This window comes from Clostridioides sp. ZZV15-6597 (assembly GCF_020657815.1).
GTDB lineage: Bacteria > Bacillota > Clostridia > Peptostreptococcales > Peptostreptococcaceae > Clostridioides.
This window is the reverse complement of sequence record NZ_JAGWCT010000014.1, coordinates 1-20367: the sequence shown is the minus strand read 5'-3', so window position 1 is coordinate 20367 and position 20367 is coordinate 1. Positions and strand designations below refer to the sequence as shown.

The following is a 20367-nucleotide window of genomic DNA, read 5'->3' as shown; positions in this document are numbered from 1 at the left end:
TACTTATCTAAACCAATTATTAATCTTCTACTATTTTGATTTGACCACCTAATGCTGTTATCTTTTTATCTATATCAACATAACCTCTTTGAATATGGTATATTTCTCCTATTTGAGTTTCTCCTTCTGCTATAAGACCGCATAAAATAAGCGCTGCTCCTGCTCTTAAATCAGTAGCATTTACTGCTGCACCGTGTAATTCATCTACTCCATTAACAACCGCACTTCTTCCATCTATTTTTATATTAGCACCCATTCTATTGAATTCAGCAACATGCATAAATCTATTTTCAAAAACAGTTTCTATAACTACACCAGTTCCATTAGCTACAGTAAGCATAGCCATAAACTGAGCTTGCACATCTGTAGGAAACCCTGGATGTGGTAAAGTCTTTATGTCTATTGGCTTTAATACCTTTGGACCTACTACTCTAACAGAATTGTCCATCTCTGTAATTTCACAACCTGCTTCTCTTAATTTAGCTACAACTGGCTTTAAATGCTCCATTAAAACATTTTCAACTGTTATGTCACCTTTTGTCATAGCTGCTGCAACCATATAAGTTGCTGCTTCTATTCTGTCTGGAATTACGTTATGTTCTGCTCCTTTTAACTCCTTAACACCTTTTATCTTTATAGTGTTAGTACCTGCACCTTTAACATCTGCTCCCATTTCATTTAAGAAATTAGCTAAGTCAACTATTTCTGGTTCTTCTGCTGCATTTTCTATTATTGTAGTTCCTTCTGCTAAAGAAGCTGTCATCATTATATTTTCAGTAGCTCCAACAGATGGGAAATCTAAATACAATTTATTTCCTACTAATTTTTCTGTTGCAGCTTCAACAAAACCATGGTCCATTTCTATTTTTGCACCTAAAGCTTTAAATCCTTTTAAATGTAAATCTATAGGTCTCGTTCCTATAGCACATCCTCCTGGCATAGAAATTTTTGTACTATTAAATCTAGCAAGTAATGGTCCCATAACCAAAAAAGAAGCTCTCATCTTTCTTACAAGCTCATATGGAGCTTCACAAGTTTTTATATTACTTGCGTCAACAGTAAGTACATTTTCTTTATATTCAACTTCTGCTCCTACATGTCTCAATAAATCTGATATAACATGAACATCTCTCAAATTTGGGACTCCATTTAAAGTTGATTTCCCGTTTGCTAATAAAGTTGCTGCTATTATTGGTAAAACTGCATTTTTTGCGCCATCTATTTTAACACTACCTTTAAGTGGATTACTCTTTTTTACTATTATCTTAGCCATATTTTCTGATCTCCTCATAATTAATAATCTAATTTTATAATTGGTGTGGCAATATATATGAGTGTTTTTCCATCGTCCTCATTATATTTAATTCCTATATTTAAATTGATTTTTTCCCCTAAATATTCTAAATCATCATCATTTAATACTTTACTATATGCTGTTATAGATAAAAAGTTTACGTCTTTCACTTTATCTATTTGCTTAGCACTCATATTATATAATATTTTTTGTAAAATATCATCATATTTGTGGTTTTGTAACCTTTTTGTGTATTCTCCAACAACACAAGCAGATACATCTACTTGAGATGAATATTTATTTAACACATTTTCTACACTACTATAAATATCCTCTTTATGTTTATATACTTTGTTGTCCAATATGTCAACTATTATGTAGCTTTCTTTATTATTTTTATTTATTCCTTTTATAGAAATTTCTTTATCGCTATCTTTTATAGTAGCACATAATTGTATTTTATCGCCATACCCTTTTTCATTCCAATTTATTCCTTTTTCATCTAGCTTTAGATTGTTAATTATTTCTAGAAAAATATTATGTAATTCTTTATTTGATAAATTATAATTTATAACAGAATTAATTTTCATATTATAATATTTAAAATCAGCCTCTGAAGTTTCAAGAGCACTAATTAGTTTATTATATCTAGTATTTATGCTTGTATCCGCATAAGATATTGTCATGCCTATAGCCATTAACATAAAAAAACTTACAACTAATTTTATTATCTTCATAATAAAAATCCCCCTTAAATTTGTTTTTCTCTATAACAGAATTATTAACAAATTTAAGAGAGATATACTTCATCATTATGTATTTTTATGCATTTTGTAATTTTATATTCAATAAATGTTTTTCAAACTCTTCAATTCCAATTCTCTCTAATACTTTACTTATTCTTTCTCCTGGACTTGCTAATTGTTTATATGTATAAAATACATCTTGCACTAATTCTTCTATATTATCTTCTGTATACAAATTACTAAGTCTATCTCCAAATCTATAGCCTCTTCCCATTCTACCACCAAGATAAACAGCTAGTCCTTTTTTATCAACTTCCATAGCTCCAAATGGACATGCTTGAGCACACTTTCCACAATTTACACATTCTTCTTTATTCCACACTAATTTCTTATCTTCCATATAAACTGCTTTTTGTCTACAGGATGATGTACACAATCCACAATTTTTACATTTCTCTTCATTAAATTTTACATATACTTGACCTACTATACCCACATCATTAGTATTCGCCTTTGCACAGTTATTTGGACATCCAACTAATGTAATTTTAGTTTTAGATGGTAAATCATATCCAAAATATGAATCATGTAACTTTCCACATAATTCTTGTGTATCATATATTCCATGTTGGCATACAGTACCCTTACATGCGACTAATGGTCTTACTTTTTTACCCGTACCACCATGCTTTAGCCCTACAGCTTTTAAATCTTCCTTCATTAAATCTATATCTTCATACTTTATCCATGGTATTTCAACAGCTAATCTAGTAGTAACACCTAAATAACCTCTACCATATTTTTCAGATAACTTTGATAAGTTGATAAGCTGTTCTGCTGTAAAGTTTCCTGCTCTACTCAATATTCTTATTGAGAAATACCCTTCTTGGCTTTGAGCTAATATACCTTCAGCTTTTAACCTTGCTTTTTCATCTTTACTAATCATATTTCACACCTCATAATATATAAATTTATAATTCTATATTGCTAATAATATGTTTAAATAAGTGTACATCTATATAAGCATATTCTAACTATGTTTATATTTTAAAACATAACAAAGGTATATTCAACTTAATAAACTGAATATACCTTCATTTTAAACAATTATATTGTATTTTTTACAAAATTCTATTTTAAATCTCCTATTTCAATTGGATTTGAATCATCAAGACTCCATCCCATCCATCCATCACTATAGAGAGAAGTATTTTCAAATCCCATAACATTTGCATATGTTAATACCTCTGCAGCACGCCATCCACTGCCACACATAAATGCAAGTTGTTTATTAGTATCTATATTTTCTTTATCCCACATTTCCAATATCTCATATTGATTTCTCATTGTGTTATCTATATTACGATACTCTTCTAGTGATACACTGTCACTACCTGCATAACCATATAAGGCTCCTGGTATACGCCCTTTTTTATCATAATAGCTATATCCAGATATTTTACCTATATGTTCATCCCAAGAACGATTGTCCACTAACGTAAATTTATTTTTATCTCTTAGCTTTTGCTTTAATTCTGGTATACTAACAATTAGTTGTGGATTAGCTGGTATATTTGCCCCAAAAGTAGTACATGAACTCTTTGGATTGCTAGTTAACTCCAACTCATATCCTTCTGATAACCATGAGTTTATTCCGCCATTCAAAACTCTTACATCTCTTACTCCTATATATCGTAATATAGTAGCAATTCTATAAGAAGCCATAGATGCACTACTTGAAACTATCACAGTATCATCTTTTGTAAATCCATAGTCTAAAGCAAATTTGGCCAAATTATCATCATTAGTAAGCATCCATGTTGGAGGAGGTTCTATAATATCAGTATTTATATGAACACTTGTAGGTATATGCCCTTTTGCATAAGATTCTTTTTCTTCTCCCCAACTTGCTTCAATCATTTTTATATTCTTAGAATGTTCAAATGTCTCTGGAATTTTTCCATCCAAAATATCTTTTATTATAGAAGCAGGTACTATCATTTGATAATTCTTATATCTTTCCATTGGAAGATTTTCATTATTTGCCCATTGTTTAATATCATATTTATATAGATTTTTATATCCTTTTTTAGATAAGTAAGTAGCTACAAGTAAAGCATCTTTTCCATTAGCATCATATAGTACTATATTTTTATCTAAATCAATACCTTTTGTTTTTAGTGCTTGTTCTAGTACCTTATCTTTTTTATCTGAGTCTACATATAACCAATTCGCAGAAAAATCTACTGCTCCTCTTATATGTCCTCCTCTTTTTACTCCATCTAATTTCCAGCCATTATATGCATCATTTAAGCGAGTATCAACTATAACCCAAGATTCTTCTTGTACTTTCTCTTTCAAATCTTCTGTAGAAATTGATTTAACATTAACACAAAAATCTTCTTCTATTTCTTCTCTGAATTTTTTTGACATAATTTGTACTCCGATTTCTAAGCAATCTTTTATTATTTTAATCTATTTAACTAAATCAAAATCATATTCATCTACACCATCAATTGAATTATATACTTTTGTAAATCCATTCTCTGAAAGTATTTTAGCTGCTTGTCCACTTCTGTTTCCAGTTCTACAGTATAAGATTATATCCTTATTTTTATCAAGTTCTCCCATTTTCTTTTCTGTGTCTTCTAATGGTATATTGATAGCTTCTTTTAAATGTCCAGTTTCAAATTCCTTTGCCTTTCTAGCATCTATCACTATAGCATCTTTATTTTCGCTTATTAACTTTAACATTTCAGGCGCAGTTATATCATTATATGTAACTAGTCCATAATCAAAATCTTTTACACCTTCTGCATTATAAACATCTTTAAATCCATTTTTTATTAATATTTCAGCCGCTTTTGCACTTTTTTTACCTGAGTTACAATACGCTAATATAGTTTTATCCTTATATCCTTCTAAATCACTTAATTTACCTTCTAAATCATCCACTGATATATTTATACCATTTATAATATGACCTTTAGCATAGTCGTCTGCACCTCTTACATCTAATATCAATAACTCTTTATTTTTCTTCATCATTTTTACAGCCTCTTCTCCTGTGGCTTCTTTATAACTAGTCTTATCTTGACTTTGAGAAGATTCTTTTGGTTTTTCTGATTCTTTAGAATCACAACCAACTACACTCCCTAATGTTAATACTAAAGTTAAACCAATAGCTAAAACTTTAAATCTTTTACTAAATTTCATAAAATTACCCTCCAAATATTAAAAATATTCCCTTTTTTGATATAAAATCTTATTTTATTATAGTATTCGAATTCATTATAACAAAATTAAAATATATTTGATACTTATTTACTTGATTACAGTTATAGTTTTTTTCTATAATTCAATAGGAAAGAATAGAATTTTTCTTTGTTCTATAAATACATTTACCTTTTCATTTATTTCATATAAATTATTGTTACTACTAGCTTTTAATACAGTTCCGTCAATATCTACATCATAGTAAATTTTATCTCCTGCATATCTCTTTCTTAATATAATCCCTTCTCTTCCTACATCATTATTAATCGCTTTTAGGATTATACTTTCTTTTGGTATCATTAATTCTACATTATCTATATTTATATTTTTATATTTATCTAATTTAATAGAAATTATATCATTTACAAATTCTCCGTTTCTTATATTTCCTATTAAATAATTTTTTTCTCCAAATATATTTGCAACTTCTTTACTTTTGGGATTTTCATAAAGGTTATCTGGCTTGTCGAATTGTTTAACCTCACCATTTAACATAACTGCTATTCTATCACTCATCATCAATGCTTCTTCTTTGTCATGTGTTACTAATACCGTTGTTATCTTTAGATGTTTTTGTAATCCTAATACAAATTCTCTCATTTCATTGCGTAAATTAATATCTAAATTTGAAAATGGCTCATCTAATAACAGTACCTTTGGATTTATTGCTAAAGACCTTGCTATTGCAACACGTTGTTGTTGTCCTCCTGAGAGTTCGTTTGGATATTTATTTTCATATCCTTTTAGCTTAACTAAATTTATAAGCTCATTTACTTTACTTTGTCTTATATTCTTGTTTATTTTTTTCATTTTAAGACCAAATTCTATATTTTCATATAAAGTCATATGTGGAAATAGTAAATAATCTTGAAAAACTATTACAGTATCTCTTTTTCCTATAGGTATATCTAATACTGATTCATTATTTAAAAGTATGTCTCCGTAATCAGGATGTAGAATACCAGCAATTAATTTTAGAGTAGTACTTTTTCCACAACCTGATGGGCCTAAAAGAGAAACTATTTCTCCTTCTTTTATATCCAAATTCATATTGTTTAAAACTTTTATTTTGTTAAAACTCTTACATAAATTTATAAGTTTAACTGATGACAATTGTTACACCTCCAATCGTACTAAAATAGCCTTGTATTTTGAATATGTTTATATTTCTTTTTTACATTGTATTCTATTATTATCAAGATAAATAAACTTATTATTAAAAAAACCATACTATACAAAGATGCTATTGTCCTGTCTCCACTTTGTATATATGGAAACATAATCATTGGATAGGTTATGACACTACCTCCACCTATAAGAAGAGTCAAAAAATATTGACTAAATGATATTATGAAAGACATACTTGATGCACCCAATATCCCTGGCAAAATCAAAGGGAAAGTCACATATCTAAATGTATTAAATCTACTTGCTCCAAGTACTCTCGCTTGTATTTCTAAATTATCACCTATTAATTTATAAACATCTGTTATTATTCGAACTGAATATGGTATGCATGGAAGTATATTTATAATAATTACTCCCAAAATATTATTGGCTAGACCTATTCTTATAAATGCTATATGTATGCCCATAGCAACAGATATTAGTGGAATTATAATTGGAGACAATATCAGTAACTCACAAAACCTTTTTCCTTTAAAGTTATATAATGCTAATGCTTTGGATGCTGGTATGCTTAATAAAATAGTGACTAAGACTACAGTTATTGATATTATAATACTTCTCAAAATAATATTCAGATTACTTATATCTAAAATATATCTAAATCCTCTTAATGAAAATTCATTAGGTAAAAGATTTGGAAATGGCCATGTATTTACAACTCCCCATATTGTCAATAATATTATAGGAGTTATAATAACTACAAACAGGATATTAAGAATTATATTAAATTTTTTACTCATAGATACTCCTATACATTATATTTTGATATTTTATTAAAAAATCTATCATAAATTATTAATAGTATAAAACTTATTCCAGATAATAAAACATTGATACACATTGAGATTGGTCTTTGCATTAAATCTGAGCTAGCATAACTCAGATATGCTTGAACTGGTAATGCTTTTGGAGTTGATGCTCCTATTAAAAAAGGAACTTCAAAAGAACCAAACGAAAAGGCAAAAATTATTATAAATGAAGAAATTATTGTGGGCATAGCAAGCGGCAACACTATATATCTAAAAGTTTGAAGTTTACTTGCACCTAAATTTATAGATACGTGTTGTAGATTATCATTTATATTTTTCAGTATATTATAAACCATTAGTGTTATATATGGTATTCCTTTCCACAGATAAACTAAAATTATCCCTATTCCATTTTTATCAGAAACCATTGGTATAAATTCAGATGAATCCTTTATTATATTGAAAAAGTAAAATACTCTTGAAATTATACCTGTTTGAGAAAATATTATAAATACCAATAATACAACTATTATATGTGGAACTACTAGTGGAATATTTAGAATCATATATCTAACTTTAGAAAATCTATTTTGAGACATTATGTATGCTAAAAGTATACCTATAATAACAGCTAAAATCGATGACACTAAAGAAATCTTCAAACTAAAGATAAGAGATTCTAAAAAATTAGAATCTCTAAAAATTTCTCTATAATAACTTAATGTAATTTGCTCAAGACCAATCTGAGGAAAAAATCCTAGACTTTGCGAGATGCAATTTATAATTCCTACACCCATTATAAGTATCAAGATGATAGATACAGGTGCTATTAATAAATATGGAATTATTTTATCATTAATTATTTTACTTTTCACTTTCTAGTACCTCTTGAGTCCATATTTTTTCTATTATTGGAACTATTCCTGCTTTTAATTCTGGAACTGAATTTTTTAATACTATAGTTTCACTAAATTTCTTAACATCTTCACTTGGAATCTTTTTCATATCTAAAACAGATGTATCTCCCCAATTTTTAGTTTCTGTCTTAGAGGATTGTGCATCTATACTCATCAAGAAATCTATTAACGCTATTGCACCTTCTTTATTTTGAGAATTATCTGGTATAGCAACAAAGTGTGTGTTACTTATATTTCCTTTTTCAAATTCTATTGCTTTTGTAGATTTGCTAAACTCTCCATTTTCTATTCTTCCTAATAATACATTTGGAGCATAAGTCATTGTAAAATAAGTTTCATTATCTGAATACATATTATCTAACTGGGAAGATGTCGCAGGATAAGTTTTACCTTTATTCCATAAGTATGGTTTTATTTCTTTAAGATAATCCATAGCTGGTTGTATGGCTTGTTTTACTTTAGCTTCATCTTCTGGTAAATTTTTTACTTTATCATATCCTACTACATCATATATTATATTTCTAACAAATGCACTTCCTGTAAAATCTGGTGGAGCTGGATAAGTAAATTTTCCAGGATTAGATACAATTGCTTCTTTTAGTGTTTCTGCATCAGTTATTTTTGTATTAATCTTAGATGTATCTGTTACAACTGCAAATTGAGATTTACCCCAAGGAGCTTCCATCCCCTCTACCTTAACTCCGAAATCTGTAGTAATATCTTCAGAAGATGAATCAACATACTTTTCATAATTAGAAAGTTTCTCTACAAAAGGTCCAAATAACAATTTATTCTCTTTTGCTGTTTTAAAGTTTTCTCCATTTATCCAAACCACATCTATAGTACCCTTAGCACTTCCAGCTTGTTTTTCTGACAATAGTTTATTAAGAATGTTTTCTATATCCATTCCTACTCTTTTTACAGTTATGTCATAGTCTTCTTTCATCTTTGGAATTACATAACTATCAAACCATTTATTCATTACTTCATTTCCACCATATCCATAAAAGTTAACTGTTGTACCTTTTGCAGATTTTAAAATCTCTTCATTGCTACTTTCTAATATGTCTTTTTGAGGCTCTTCTTTTTTATCGTTATTTGAGCACCCTACCAATCCAAATATAAGTCCTAAACATAATAGTATTGTTAATATCCTTTTTTTCATTTTTTCCCCTCTCGAAAATTAATTTATAATATTTTTTTTGCTTCTAATAGTCTTTGAACTGCTGTAAATAAAACTACTATAGAAAATAGATTTGCTATCATCCCAATATAACTTTGAAATAAAATCATCAAAGTAAAAAGTATAAATCCCTCACTCCTTTCAGCTACGCCAGCTTGATAATAAAATGATTTCATACCTTTTTTATCAGTTAAAGCACCAACAGTTAAAAATATAGTCATTGACATAAGAATACTACTTAAAAGAATCATTAGATTTAATCTTACATCAATCATCTTCAAACCAAATACTAAAATCATACTTATTTCTACTATTCTATCAAAAGTAATATCCATTAATGTTCCAAATAAGGATGTTTTATTACTACTTCTAGCCATATCACCATCTACAGCATCTAAGTATCCTGAAACCCATAATGTAATTATTGCTAGCACTTTCATATCGAGATATATAAATAAAGACGTAGATATTCCAACTATAAGCGCTATTATTGTTACGTTATTTGGGGTTAATTTAAGTTTTAAAAAGAACTCTGCTCCTTTGCTTATAAATGGCTCTACATATTTTCTTGCATGTGTATCTAACATATCATTTCCTTTCATTAGCTTATATACTTTTTATGTGCATTTATTAAGTTTCTATATTCATCTTCTTTGCTAATGCTATTCCTTTATACCTTGTGCTCCATTTTTTAATAGATGATGTTTTTTTCTGGGTTAATTTATTTTTGTTTATAACATCAACATCAAAAATAAAATCTAATACATGTAGTACTTTTTTATCTGCCATTAACATAGACTCACAACAAGATTGACAGTATGAGATTACATAATCTGTTTTTTCATTATTTGCTCTACTTTTGGTCTGGTTTATAGCAACTTCATTATTAGTAACCCTTACCATACCTCCAGAGCCACAACATTCTGTGTTTTCTCTATTTTTTTCAAATTCAATTATTTTTATTCCCATAAAACCCAGTATATCTCTGACTGACTCATGTATATTATGCTCATTTCTTATAGGGCATGGGTCATGTAATAAAAATTCCTGATTTAAATCATCATAATGATTTTTTAGATTTTCTGGAAGCCCATATTCTTTTATCACCTCCCATATTGAAATCACTTTTATATCACTGTTATTTCTTATAGTATTAAAACAATTTGGACAAGCTACGATTACCTCATCTATATCATTTTCTCTAAATAGCTTGTCTATTTTAGAATAATATTCATCAAATTTATTTGTATCTCCCATAGCTAAAGTTGGCTTGCCACAACATTCAAAAGCTAAAGATATATTTTCTATATGATTTTCTAAATATTTATATGTTTCTAATACTAAGTCACTACTATAGCTAGAAAGGCTACATCCTGGGAAAAAAATCTTTTTAGTGTTTTTTTTAATAAATTGTTTTGAGAATAATGGAGAGAAACTATTAGTTTGATGAAATTTTATTGTTCTATATCCTATATCATTTAATTCTTTTTGATTATCATGGAATATTTCTTTCCTTACATCAAAAAACATTTCTTTTAAATCTATATCTTTTGGACACTCCACCTTGCATATTCCACATAACATACAGGAATATGGCATATTTTTATTTATTGATTTATTTTGTAAAATATCTATCATAAGTGCTCTTGGTGAGTCTCCAAATTCTTTCATCATAGGACATACTTTAAAACATTTTTTGCAATTTATACAATCATTGTTATTTTTTTCGATTTTTTTTAATGTCTCTAGTTTTAGCTTTACTTCTTTTATACAAATACACCTCCAGATTGATTAATAGTTTTTTTCTATAATAAAAAACTCATTCTATAAAATTATAACAAATAGAATGAGTTTTTTCTAATAGATATTATCTATGCAATTTTTAATATATTTTTATTCAACTGTTACTGATTTAGCTAAGTTTCTTGGTTTATCTACATCGCAACCTCTTAGTACAGAAACATGATAAGCAAGTAATTGCATTGGTACAACTGCTAATATTGGTGATAAAATATCATCTGAGTTTGGTATATATATTATTTTTTCAGCAGCTTTTTCAACGTCTTTGTTATGACTTTGAGCAATTGCTACGACATAAGCTCCTCTTGCTCTTACTTCTTCCATATTAGAAACCATTTTTTCAAATAATTTTTCTTGAGTAGCTATAGCAATTACAGGAGTTCCTTTTTCTATTAATGCTATTGTTCCATGTTTTAATTCTCCTGCTGCAAAAGCTTCTGCATGTATATATGATATTTCTTTTAATTTCAATGAACCTTCCATTGCTAAACTATAATCTATACCTCTTCCTAAATAGAAAGCATGGTCAGAGCTAACAACTGTTTTAGCAACTTCTTTTATATATTCCTCATTGTCTAATATTTCTTGTATTTTTGATGGTATTTCTTTCATCTTAGAAATCATACTATCATAAAATTCTCTAGTTATTGTTCCTTTTTTAATAGCAAAATCTAAAGCTATCATATATAAAGAAGTTATTTGAGTTGTATATGCCTTAGTTGATGCAACTGCTACTTCAGGTCCTGCCCAAGTATAGAAAACATCATCTGATTCTCTTGCTATAGATGAACCTACAACATTAGTTATTGAAAGTATTCTTGCTCCTTTAGCTTTTGAATCTCTTAATACTGCTAAAGTGTCTGCTGTTTCACCAGATTGGCTAACTAATATTACTAATGAGTTTTCATCTACAAATGGGTCACTATATCTAAATTCTGACGCTATATCAGTTATTACTGGTATATTTACAAATTTTTCTATAGCATACTTACCAAGTAATCCAGCATTATATGCTGTTCCACAAGCTACTATATAAACTTTATTTATTTTATCTAAATCTTCTTTAGAAATATTTATGCTATCTAAAATTATATTTCCATTATCATCAAGTCTTCTTTCTAGAGTATCTCTAACTCCTGTTGGTTGCTCATGTATTTCTTTTGACATAAAGTAATCATATCCACCTTTAGATGCAGCTTCTACATCCCATGTTACATGGAATACTTCTTTTTCTACAAGATTTCTATTAGAATCATAAATTGTTACATTTTCATCTTTTAGGTGAACTATCTCTCCATTGTCTAAGAAATAAACATCTCTAGTATATTTTAATAAAGCAGGTATATCTGATGCTATAAAGTTTTCGCCTTCACCCACACCAACTACAAGAGGACTATCTTTTCTTACTGCAACTAATTCATTTCCATGATCTTTACATATAACACCTAATGCATAAGCTCCTCTTAATTTTGATATAGTTTTATATACAGCGTCTAATAAGTTACCTTCATAGTATTTATCTACTAAATGTGCTATTACTTCTGTATCTGTTTGAGATTCAAATTTAACACCTTCAGAAATTAATTCTTCTTTGATTTCCATATAATTTTCTATTATCCCATTATGAACAACTGCTATTGTTTTAGCTTGATTAAAATGAGGATGTGAGTTTACATCAGAGGGTTCTCCATGAGTTGCCCATCTTGTATGTCCTATTCCCAAATTTCCATCAATAGGATTTTTTTCTAAATCTTCTGCAAGCACAGAAAGTCTACCTTTGAACTTTCTAATATTAAGTTCATCACAATTAGAACCATTAACTGCTATTCCTGCTGAGTCATAACCTCTGTACTCTAACTTAGAAAGCCCCTCTACGATAACTTCTGCTGCCTTTCTACTTCCTAAATATCCAACTATTCCACACATTATTTGTGTCCTCCTAAAAATATTATTTATATATTTTAAGAGTTAGGTCATATAAGTTTACTTTGGCTTCCCTTTGTCCATAGGATTACTCCTATTATTTAAAGAAGTCTTTCGATGGTAAACACACCGCAGAGCATCCGCCGACAATTCGATTAACTCTGACCTCGTCAACTTAGTTCCAATAATACTTAATTCTTGTGCCTATAACTAAGTTCTGGCGCTTAGAAAGGTGTCCTCAGGGTTTATATCTGAGAATACCCTTATAAATTACGATAATTTTTCTTGTATAAGATTAGCTAAATTTGTTGCTAATTCTTTTATTTGACCTTCCTCTTTACCCTCTAACATAACTCTAACCAATGGTTCAGTTCCTGATGGTCTTATTAAGACTCTACCATTTCCATCTAAAATAGATTCTATTCTTTCTATTTCAGTTTTTATTTCTGGATATTCCATATATTTGGTTTTATTTTCATTTTTTATTGTTGCATTCACTAATACTTGTGGATATTGACTCATTATTGATGCAAGTTCTGATAAAGGTTTCTTTTCTTGCAATATTATATTTGCAAGTATTAAAGAACTAAGAACTCCATCTCCTGTAGTATTGTAATCTAAGAATATCATATGTCCAGATTGCTCTCCACCAAGATTATATCCATTTTTAACCATATCTTCTAAAACATATCTATCTCCAACTGCTGTAGTAGATAATTTTATTCCATTTTCTTTTGCAGCTATTGTTAATCCTATATTACTCATAACTGTAACTACTAAAGTATCTTGTGCTAATTTATTATTTTTCTTTAAATTTAAAGCACTCAATATCATTATATGGTCTCCATCAACAATTTGACCCTCTTCATTTACTGCAATTAATCTATCAGCATCTCCATCATATGCAAGACCTAAGTCAGCATTATGTTCCAAAACAGCCTTTTGAAGTTGTTCTGGATGTGTAGAGCCACATTTATAATTTATATTGTTTCCATCTGGTGAACTATTTATTGAAATTACACTTGCTCCTAATTCATCAAATACTATTGGTGCTACTTTATACGATGCACCATTAGCACAGTCCAAAACCACCTTTAATCCTCTAAAATCAGTGTTAATTATTGATTTTAAATAGTCTACATAGTCTCTTTGTGCATAATGCTCATGTAATCTTCTTCCTACATTTTCACCAACTGGCATACAATCTACTTTATCTATATCATCTATATATTCTTCTATCTTTAACTCTATTTCATCATCCAATTTATATCCATTTTTATTAAAGAATTTAATTCCATTATATTCAACAGGATTATGAGATGCAGATATAACCACACCACAATCAGCACCATATTTTCTAGTTAAATATGCAACTGCAGGGGTTGGTATTATTCCAACAGTAATAACATCACATCCAACAGACATAAGACCTGCTATTAAAGATGCCTCCAACATATCTCCAGATATTCTAGTATCTTTGCCTACTACTACTTTTACTCTATGGTCTCCTTGAGCTAAGACAAATCCACCAGCTCTACCAAGTCTATATGCTAAATCACATGTTAATTCTGTATTTGCTACTCCTCTAACTCCATCTGTTCCAAAATACTTTCTCACTAAATATTCTCCTTTCATAATTGAAAAGCTTGTAATTTGTATTATATTTTTATAATTCATAAAATACTATTATATTCTTAATTTCAGTCATAAAAATATTTTAATACTTCTCAGCAAAAAAGACAATAGAAATAATTCTATTGTCTTTTTTTTGACATCTTTTTTCTTTATTAGTTAGTTGCTCCACAACATGCAGCATCCATACCTTTTTGTAAAGCTTCTCTGTTTAATGGAACAAATTTTTCTTTTCTAGGTCCAAAAACTTTTTTAAATGCTTCTAATACAGATTCTATATCCACTGTATCAGCTACTTTTAAGTAAGCTCCTAGCATTATCATATTAGCAACTTTATCATTACCTAATTCAACAGCTAATTCATTTGCTGGGATATAATAAACATCTACATCTGTTCTTTCAACTTTTTCTTTTATTAAAGAACTGTTTACTATTATTTTTCCACCAGGTACAACATCGTCTTTAAATTTTTCAAATGCTGGTATATTTAATAATATAGCTGCAGTTGCATCATCTGTTATAAGTGGAGAACCAACAGGTTCACTAGATACAGTTACTGCACAGTTTGCTGTACCTCCACGCATTTCTGGTCCATAAGATGGTAACCAAGAAACTTCTTTTCCTTCTAACATTCCTGCATAAGTAAGTAATTGTCCCATAGACATAACACCTTGGCCTCCGAAGCCTGCACATATTACTCTAGCTGTAGACATTTACTTCACCTCCTCAACTTCAACATTTTTGAAATTTCCTAATGGATAGTATGGTATCATATTGTCTCTTAACCATTGTAAAGCATCATTTGGAGCTAGTCCCCAGTTTGTAGGACAAGTAGATAATACTTCTACTATTCCAAATCCTAATCCTGCTTGTTGAACTTGGAATGCTTTCTTTATAGCTTTTTTAGCTTGTCTAACATGAGCTGGAGTATCAACTGCTACTCTTTCTACGAATACAGCTCCTGTTAATGTAGCTAACATTTCACTTACTCTTATTGGATAACCTTGAGTTTCAGCATTTCTTCCTGATTGAGCAGTAGTAGCTCTTTGTCCAACTAATGTAGTTGGAGCCATTTGTCCACCAGTCATACCATATGTTGTATTGTTTACAAATATAGTAGTTATTTTTTCTCCTCTAGCAGCTGCATGAACTATTTCAGCAGTACCGATTGAAGCTAAGTCTCCATCACCTTGATAAGTGAATACTGTGTTTTCAGGATGAACTCTTTTTATTCCTGTAGCAGCAGCTGGTGCTCTACCATGAGCTGCTTCTTGAGTGTCACAGTTAAAATATTTATATCCTAAAACTGAACATCCAACTGGAACAACACCTACAGCATCACCTAATACTCCTAATTCTTCTAATACTTCACCAACTAATCTATGGATTATACCATGTGTACATCCTGGACAGTAGTGAGTTTGAGTATCTTGTAACCCTTGAGTTTTCTTAAATACAACAGCCATTATCTAGCACCTCCTGCAACCAATTCTCCGGCAATAATTTTTTTAGCTTTTTCAACTATTTCTGCTGGTGTTGGAGTCATTCCTCCTGGTCTTCCATGGAAGTAAACTGGTAATTTACCTTCTACTGCCATTTTTACATCTTCCACCATTTGTCCCATACTCATTTCAACAGTTAATATGTTTCTAGCACTAGGGATTTGGTCAAATGCTTCAAATGGGAATGGCCATAATACTTTAGGTCTTATAAGACCTGCTTTTATTCCTTCTTCTCTTAATATATCAATTGCACTTTTCACTATTCTTGAAGTAGTTCCATAAGCTGCAAATATAAATTCAGCGTCTTCTGTTTTGTACATTTCATATTGTACTTCATTTTTTTCCATTTCATTGAATTTAGCTTCTAAGTGCCAACAGTGATCTTCTAATACTTCTGGCTCTAAGTATAAAGAGTTTATTACATTAGGTACTCTTTTTCCTTTAGTTCCAACAGTTGCCCAATCTTTAGGAGGCAATTCTCTTTTCTTTTCAGGAGCTTTGAATTCAACTGGTTCCATCATTTGACCTATCATACCATCTGCAACTACCATAACAGGTGATCTGTAGTAATCTGCAACATCAAAAGCTTCCATTATCATATCAACAGCTTCTTGAACTGTAGCTGGTGCGAATACTGGAGTTCTGTAGTCTCCGTTTCCTCCACCTCTTGTAGACATAAAGTAGTCAGCTTGTGAAGGTTGTATACTTCCAAGTCCTGGACCACCTCTCATTACGTTAAGTACAACACAAGGAACTTCTGCTCCTACTGCATATGTTATACCTTCTTGTTTTAAAGCAACTCCTGGTGAAGATGAAGAAGTCATAACTCTTGCTCCTGCACCTGCTCCACCATAAACCATGTTTATCGCAGAAACTTCTGATTCAGCTTGAACGAACGCTCCACCTATTTTAGGTAACTCTCTTGATAAATATTCTGGTAATTCACTTTGTGGAGTTATTGGGTAACCGAAGAAATATTTGCAACCAGCTTCTATAGCTGCTTTTCCAAATGCTTCGTTACCTTTCATAAGTATCTTAGCCATTAAAATTCCCCCTTAAATATTAATTTAAATTAATCTCTTTCTACTGTTATAACTACATCTGGACACATAGTTGCACAACTTGCACATCCTATGCATTTTTCCATTTCAGAAACAGTTGCTGGGTTATAACCTTTTTTGTTTATTGTGTTTGAGTCTAATTGTATGATTTTTACTGGACATGCTTCAACACATAATCCACAACCTTTACAACGTTCTTGATTAAAAGATACTTTTCCTTTAGCCATTTACCTAAGCCTCCTTAAACTTTCTATATATTTGAGCCCAAACTACATCCAGTCTTCTCTCATATATAATTTTATCGGAAAAATTTCTCCCTCTAAATCTTTTGGTAATTGTTCAACAAGATTTTCTAAGCATGCAACATATCTTATTGGTATATTACATTCCTTAGAAACTTCTTCTGCAACTTTTTGACCTCTTAAAACATCATCAATAGTAGTAAACCTAATAAGATGAGTATTATTAATTAGACCTGTTACCTTTAGTTTAGAAGATTTCTCTATTTCCTTTATATATTGGATAACTTCTTCAGAAGTTTGAGTTTTCTCCCTATTTGCATTTATTACAAAAAGCATGTCATAGTCGCCTTCTTTTAATAAATGACTAAATCCTCCTATAACTCTAGCACCTACATTATCTCCGCCTAAGTCTATAACAGAATTGTATGAATGGTCAACCATAGGTGACATTACCTCTGCTGATACTGCTGGTAAATCTAATGTTGGAGCATTAATCGAACTATCTATTGGTTGTATACCTAAAGATTTCATTAGCTCTTTCTTTTCTCTAGTTCTAAAATATACATTCACCACATCCAAATCGGATATAGCAACTTTGCCAGAAACCATCTCTCTTAATTTAACAACATAGTTCATCGCAAATTCACTTTTACCACTTCCATAGTGACCTGTTATGATTCTTATTCTTTTATCATTAGTTATCATAAACTTGAGCCTCTTCTTCACCAGTTAAGACTCTAAGTCCACCTTGAGCTAATGCAATCATTTCATCTTCACCTGGATAAACTTTTACATCTGCTATGAATTTAACTCTATCTGCAATCATATCTGTAAACATTTTTGAATATGCGATTCCACCAGTTAATAATATTGCTTTTACATCTCCCTTAAGAACTGCAGCATTAGCTCCTATTTCTTTAGAGATTTGATATGCCATAGCTTCGTATACTAATTTAGCTTTTTCATCACCAGCTTCAATTCTTTCTTCAACTTCTCTAGCATCATTAGTATTTAAGTATGCAACTAATCCACCATTACCTTTTATTTTCTTTTTAATTTCATCTTGAGTATATTCTCCACTGAAGCACATTTTTACTAATGCTCCTACTGGTAATCCACCACTTCTTTCTGGAGAGAAAGGTCCTTCTCCATCTAATGCGTTTGCAACATCTACTATTCTACCATTTTTATGAGCTCCAACAGAAACTCCTCCACCCATATGTGCAACTATAAGATTTATATCTTCATATTTTGTGTTTATCTCTTTAGCATATCTTCTTGCTATTGCCTTTTGATTTAAAGCATGTACTACACTTGCTCTACTTATTTCAGGCATACCAGAAATTCTAGCAATCTCTTCTAGTTCGTCCACAACAACTGGGTCTACTATGTATGAAGGAACATTAACTTCATCACCTATTTGTTTTGCTATTATACCACCTAAATTTGAAGCATGTTCTCCTAAAACTCCTACTTTTAAATCTTCTATCATAACGTCACTTACTGAGTAAGTTCCACCTTTTATAGGCTTAAGAAGACCACCTCTACCTACTACAGCATCTAAGTCAGATGTTTTTACTCCACCTTCTTTTAGTGCTTCTTCTATTACTTGTTTACGAAATTCAAATTGGTCTGAAACCTTCTCATATTTTCCTATTTCTTCAGAAGAGTGTCTTAGTGTTTTTTCAAATACTAAATCCTCATTATCAAATACAGCTATTTTAGTTGATGTCGAACCAGGATTTATTGTTAAGATTTTAAATATTTTGCTCATTTGCCTATTTCCCCCTTAAATTTAAGCCTTTGCTGCCATTAAAACGCCCAAAGCTATTGAGTTAAGTTTAGTTTCTTCACTATCTGCTCTAGAAGTTAATATTATTGGTGCTTTAGCTCCAACTATAACTCCTGCATTTTTTGATTTTGAGAAAAATACTAAAGCTTTATATAATATATTACCACCTTCGATGTCTGGAGCCAATAATATATCAGCTCTTCCTGCTACAGGATGATCTATACCTTTATGTTTAGCTGCTTCTAAAGACACTGCATTATCTATTGCAAAAGGTCCACCTACCATACAACCTTTGATTTCTCCTCTTTCATACATTTCTTCAAGTTCTTTAGCTTCAACTGTATCTTTCATTTTTGGATTTACTTTTTCTTTTGCGCATATTGCAGCAACTTTTGGTTCACTTATATCTAATGAATGTGCTACTGTGCAAGCATTTTCTATGATTTGCTTTTTAGTATTTGTATCAGGAGCTAAGTTCATAGCTGCATCAGTTACGAAAAATAATCTGTCATACCCCTCTACATCAAATACTGCTACGTGGCTTAATACATTACCAGTTCTAAGACCTACTTCTTTGTTTAAAACTGCTTTTAGTATTATTGATGTGTCTACTAACCCTTTCATTACCATATCGGCTTTTCCTTGTGAAACTAATTCAACAGATTTTAGAGATGCTTCTGCTAAATCTTTTATATCTATTACTTCATAATTTTCGATATCCATGTCTATGCTTTTTGCAATTTCTTTAGTCTTTTCTATATCACCTATTAAAATGGCATTTGCTATTTTTTCTTTTCTAGCCATTTCAACTGCCATTAAAACTTCTTTATCTTGACAACATGCTACTGATATAGTTTTAGGTCCTCTTTCTTTTGCAAACTTAATTACTTCTTCAAAACTTCTCATGCATTTCCACCTCATCTTGAATTTTTTGAAATAGAATTTTTATATCTCAATTAAATTATAACTCGTTCAGCAACGTTTTCCTAGGGATAATTGAAATATTTAATTCAAAAATATTTATTTAATCTATTTATCAGTCTTTTTTCATATATCTAACAC

Annotated in this window: 20 protein-coding genes; all 20 read right to left on the bottom strand. The window is 30.1% G+C overall.

The window, feature by feature from the left end; all coding sequences use genetic code 11:
- Positions 1 to 19: 19 nt before the first annotated feature.
- Positions 20 to 1273 carry a UDP-N-acetylglucosamine 1-carboxyvinyltransferase gene (gene murA, locus KGF52_RS05360; protein ID WP_227839400.1) on the bottom strand — a complete coding sequence of 418 codons (1254 nt, stop codon included), beginning with the start codon at positions 1271 to 1273 and terminating at the stop codon, positions 20 to 22.
- Positions 1274 to 1293: 20 nt separating this feature from the next.
- Complete coding sequence (locus KGF52_RS05355; RefSeq protein ID WP_227839399.1) at positions 1294 to 2031, bottom strand: YwmB family TATA-box binding protein; 738 nt, start codon at positions 2029 to 2031, stop codon at positions 1294 to 1296.
- Positions 2032 to 2116: 85 nt separating this feature from the next.
- Positions 2117 to 2986: a 4Fe-4S binding protein gene (locus tag KGF52_RS05350; protein WP_227839398.1), complete on the bottom strand. Its 870-nt coding sequence runs from the start codon at positions 2984 to 2986 to the stop codon at positions 2117 to 2119.
- A 185-nt stretch (positions 2987 to 3171) separates the two neighbouring features.
- On the bottom strand, positions 3172 to 4473 hold the full coding sequence (locus KGF52_RS05345) for a rhodanese-like domain-containing protein (RefSeq protein WP_227839397.1): 1302 nt from the start codon (positions 4471 to 4473) through the stop codon (positions 3172 to 3174).
- A gap of 42 nt (positions 4474 to 4515) precedes the next feature.
- Positions 4516 to 5256, bottom strand: a complete 741-nt coding sequence (locus KGF52_RS05340; protein WP_227839396.1) for a rhodanese-like domain-containing protein — start codon at positions 5254 to 5256, stop codon at positions 4516 to 4518.
- A gap of 135 nt (positions 5257 to 5391) precedes the next feature.
- Positions 5392 to 6429 carry an ABC transporter ATP-binding protein gene (locus KGF52_RS05335; RefSeq protein WP_227839395.1) on the bottom strand — a complete coding sequence of 346 codons (1038 nt, stop codon included), beginning with the start codon at positions 6427 to 6429 and terminating at the stop codon, positions 5392 to 5394.
- A gap of 20 nt (positions 6430 to 6449) precedes the next feature.
- Positions 6450 to 7244: an ABC transporter permease subunit gene (locus KGF52_RS05330; RefSeq protein ID WP_227839394.1), complete on the bottom strand. Its 795-nt coding sequence runs from the start codon at positions 7242 to 7244 to the stop codon at positions 6450 to 6452.
- Positions 7245 to 7252: 8 nt separating this feature from the next.
- Positions 7253 to 8128 carry an ABC transporter permease subunit gene (locus tag KGF52_RS05325; protein WP_227839393.1) on the bottom strand — a complete coding sequence of 292 codons (876 nt, stop codon included), beginning with the start codon at positions 8126 to 8128 and terminating at the stop codon, positions 7253 to 7255.
- On the bottom strand, positions 8118 to 9335 hold the full coding sequence (locus tag KGF52_RS05320; RefSeq protein WP_227839392.1) for an ABC transporter substrate-binding protein: 1218 nt from the start codon (positions 9333 to 9335) through the stop codon (positions 8118 to 8120). The genes KGF52_RS05325 and KGF52_RS05320 overlap by 11 nt, the downstream gene beginning before the upstream one ends.
- 23 nt (positions 9336 to 9358) lie before the next feature.
- On the bottom strand, positions 9359 to 9955 hold the full coding sequence (locus KGF52_RS05315; protein WP_227827891.1) for a CDP-alcohol phosphatidyltransferase family protein: 597 nt from the start codon (positions 9953 to 9955) through the stop codon (positions 9359 to 9361).
- 28 nt (positions 9956 to 9983) lie between these two features.
- On the bottom strand, positions 9984 to 11060 hold the full coding sequence (locus KGF52_RS05310) for a (Fe-S)-binding protein (RefSeq protein ID WP_413927388.1): 1077 nt from the start codon (positions 11058 to 11060) through the stop codon (positions 9984 to 9986).
- 186 nt (positions 11061 to 11246) lie between these two features.
- Entirely contained in the window at positions 11247 to 13079 is a 1833-nt protein-coding gene (glmS, locus tag KGF52_RS05305; protein ID WP_227839391.1) for a glutamine--fructose-6-phosphate transaminase (isomerizing), read from the bottom strand.
- A 267-nt stretch (positions 13080 to 13346) separates the two neighbouring features.
- Entirely contained in the window at positions 13347 to 14693 is a 1347-nt protein-coding gene (gene glmM, locus KGF52_RS05300; RefSeq protein ID WP_227839390.1) for a phosphoglucosamine mutase, read from the bottom strand.
- Positions 14694 to 14863: 170 nt separating this feature from the next.
- The gene (locus KGF52_RS05295; RefSeq protein ID WP_227839389.1) at positions 14864 to 15421 is read right to left on the bottom strand and encodes a 2-oxoacid:acceptor oxidoreductase family protein; all 558 of its coding nucleotides are present in this window, start codon (positions 15419 to 15421) and stop codon (positions 14864 to 14866) included.
- Positions 15422 to 16174, bottom strand: coding sequence for a thiamine pyrophosphate-dependent enzyme (locus KGF52_RS05290; RefSeq protein ID WP_227827895.1), 753 nt, complete (start codon positions 16172 to 16174; stop codon positions 15422 to 15424). It lies immediately after the preceding gene.
- Entirely contained in the window at positions 16174 to 17253 is a 1080-nt protein-coding gene (locus KGF52_RS05285) for a 3-methyl-2-oxobutanoate dehydrogenase subunit VorB (protein WP_227434529.1), read from the bottom strand. Before KGF52_RS05285 ends, KGF52_RS05290 begins: the two co-directional genes overlap by 1 nt.
- A gap of 29 nt (positions 17254 to 17282) precedes the next feature.
- Positions 17283 to 17498 carry a 4Fe-4S binding protein gene (locus KGF52_RS05280; protein WP_227434528.1) on the bottom strand — a complete coding sequence of 72 codons (216 nt, stop codon included), beginning with the start codon at positions 17496 to 17498 and terminating at the stop codon, positions 17283 to 17285.
- Between the two features lie 42 nt (positions 17499 to 17540).
- The gene (locus KGF52_RS05275; protein ID WP_227839388.1) at positions 17541 to 18218 is read right to left on the bottom strand and encodes an ATP-binding protein; all 678 of its coding nucleotides are present in this window, start codon (positions 18216 to 18218) and stop codon (positions 17541 to 17543) included.
- Positions 18208 to 19287, bottom strand: coding sequence for a butyrate kinase (gene buk / locus KGF52_RS05270; RefSeq protein WP_227839387.1), 1080 nt, complete (start codon positions 19285 to 19287; stop codon positions 18208 to 18210). The genes KGF52_RS05275 and buk overlap by 11 nt, the downstream gene beginning before the upstream one ends.
- 21 nt (positions 19288 to 19308) lie before the next feature.
- A complete protein-coding gene (ptb, locus tag KGF52_RS05265; protein WP_227434525.1) occupies positions 19309 to 20211 on the bottom strand; it encodes a phosphate butyryltransferase in 903 nt (300 codons plus the stop codon).
- Between the last annotated feature and the right edge of the window lie 156 nt (positions 20212 to 20367).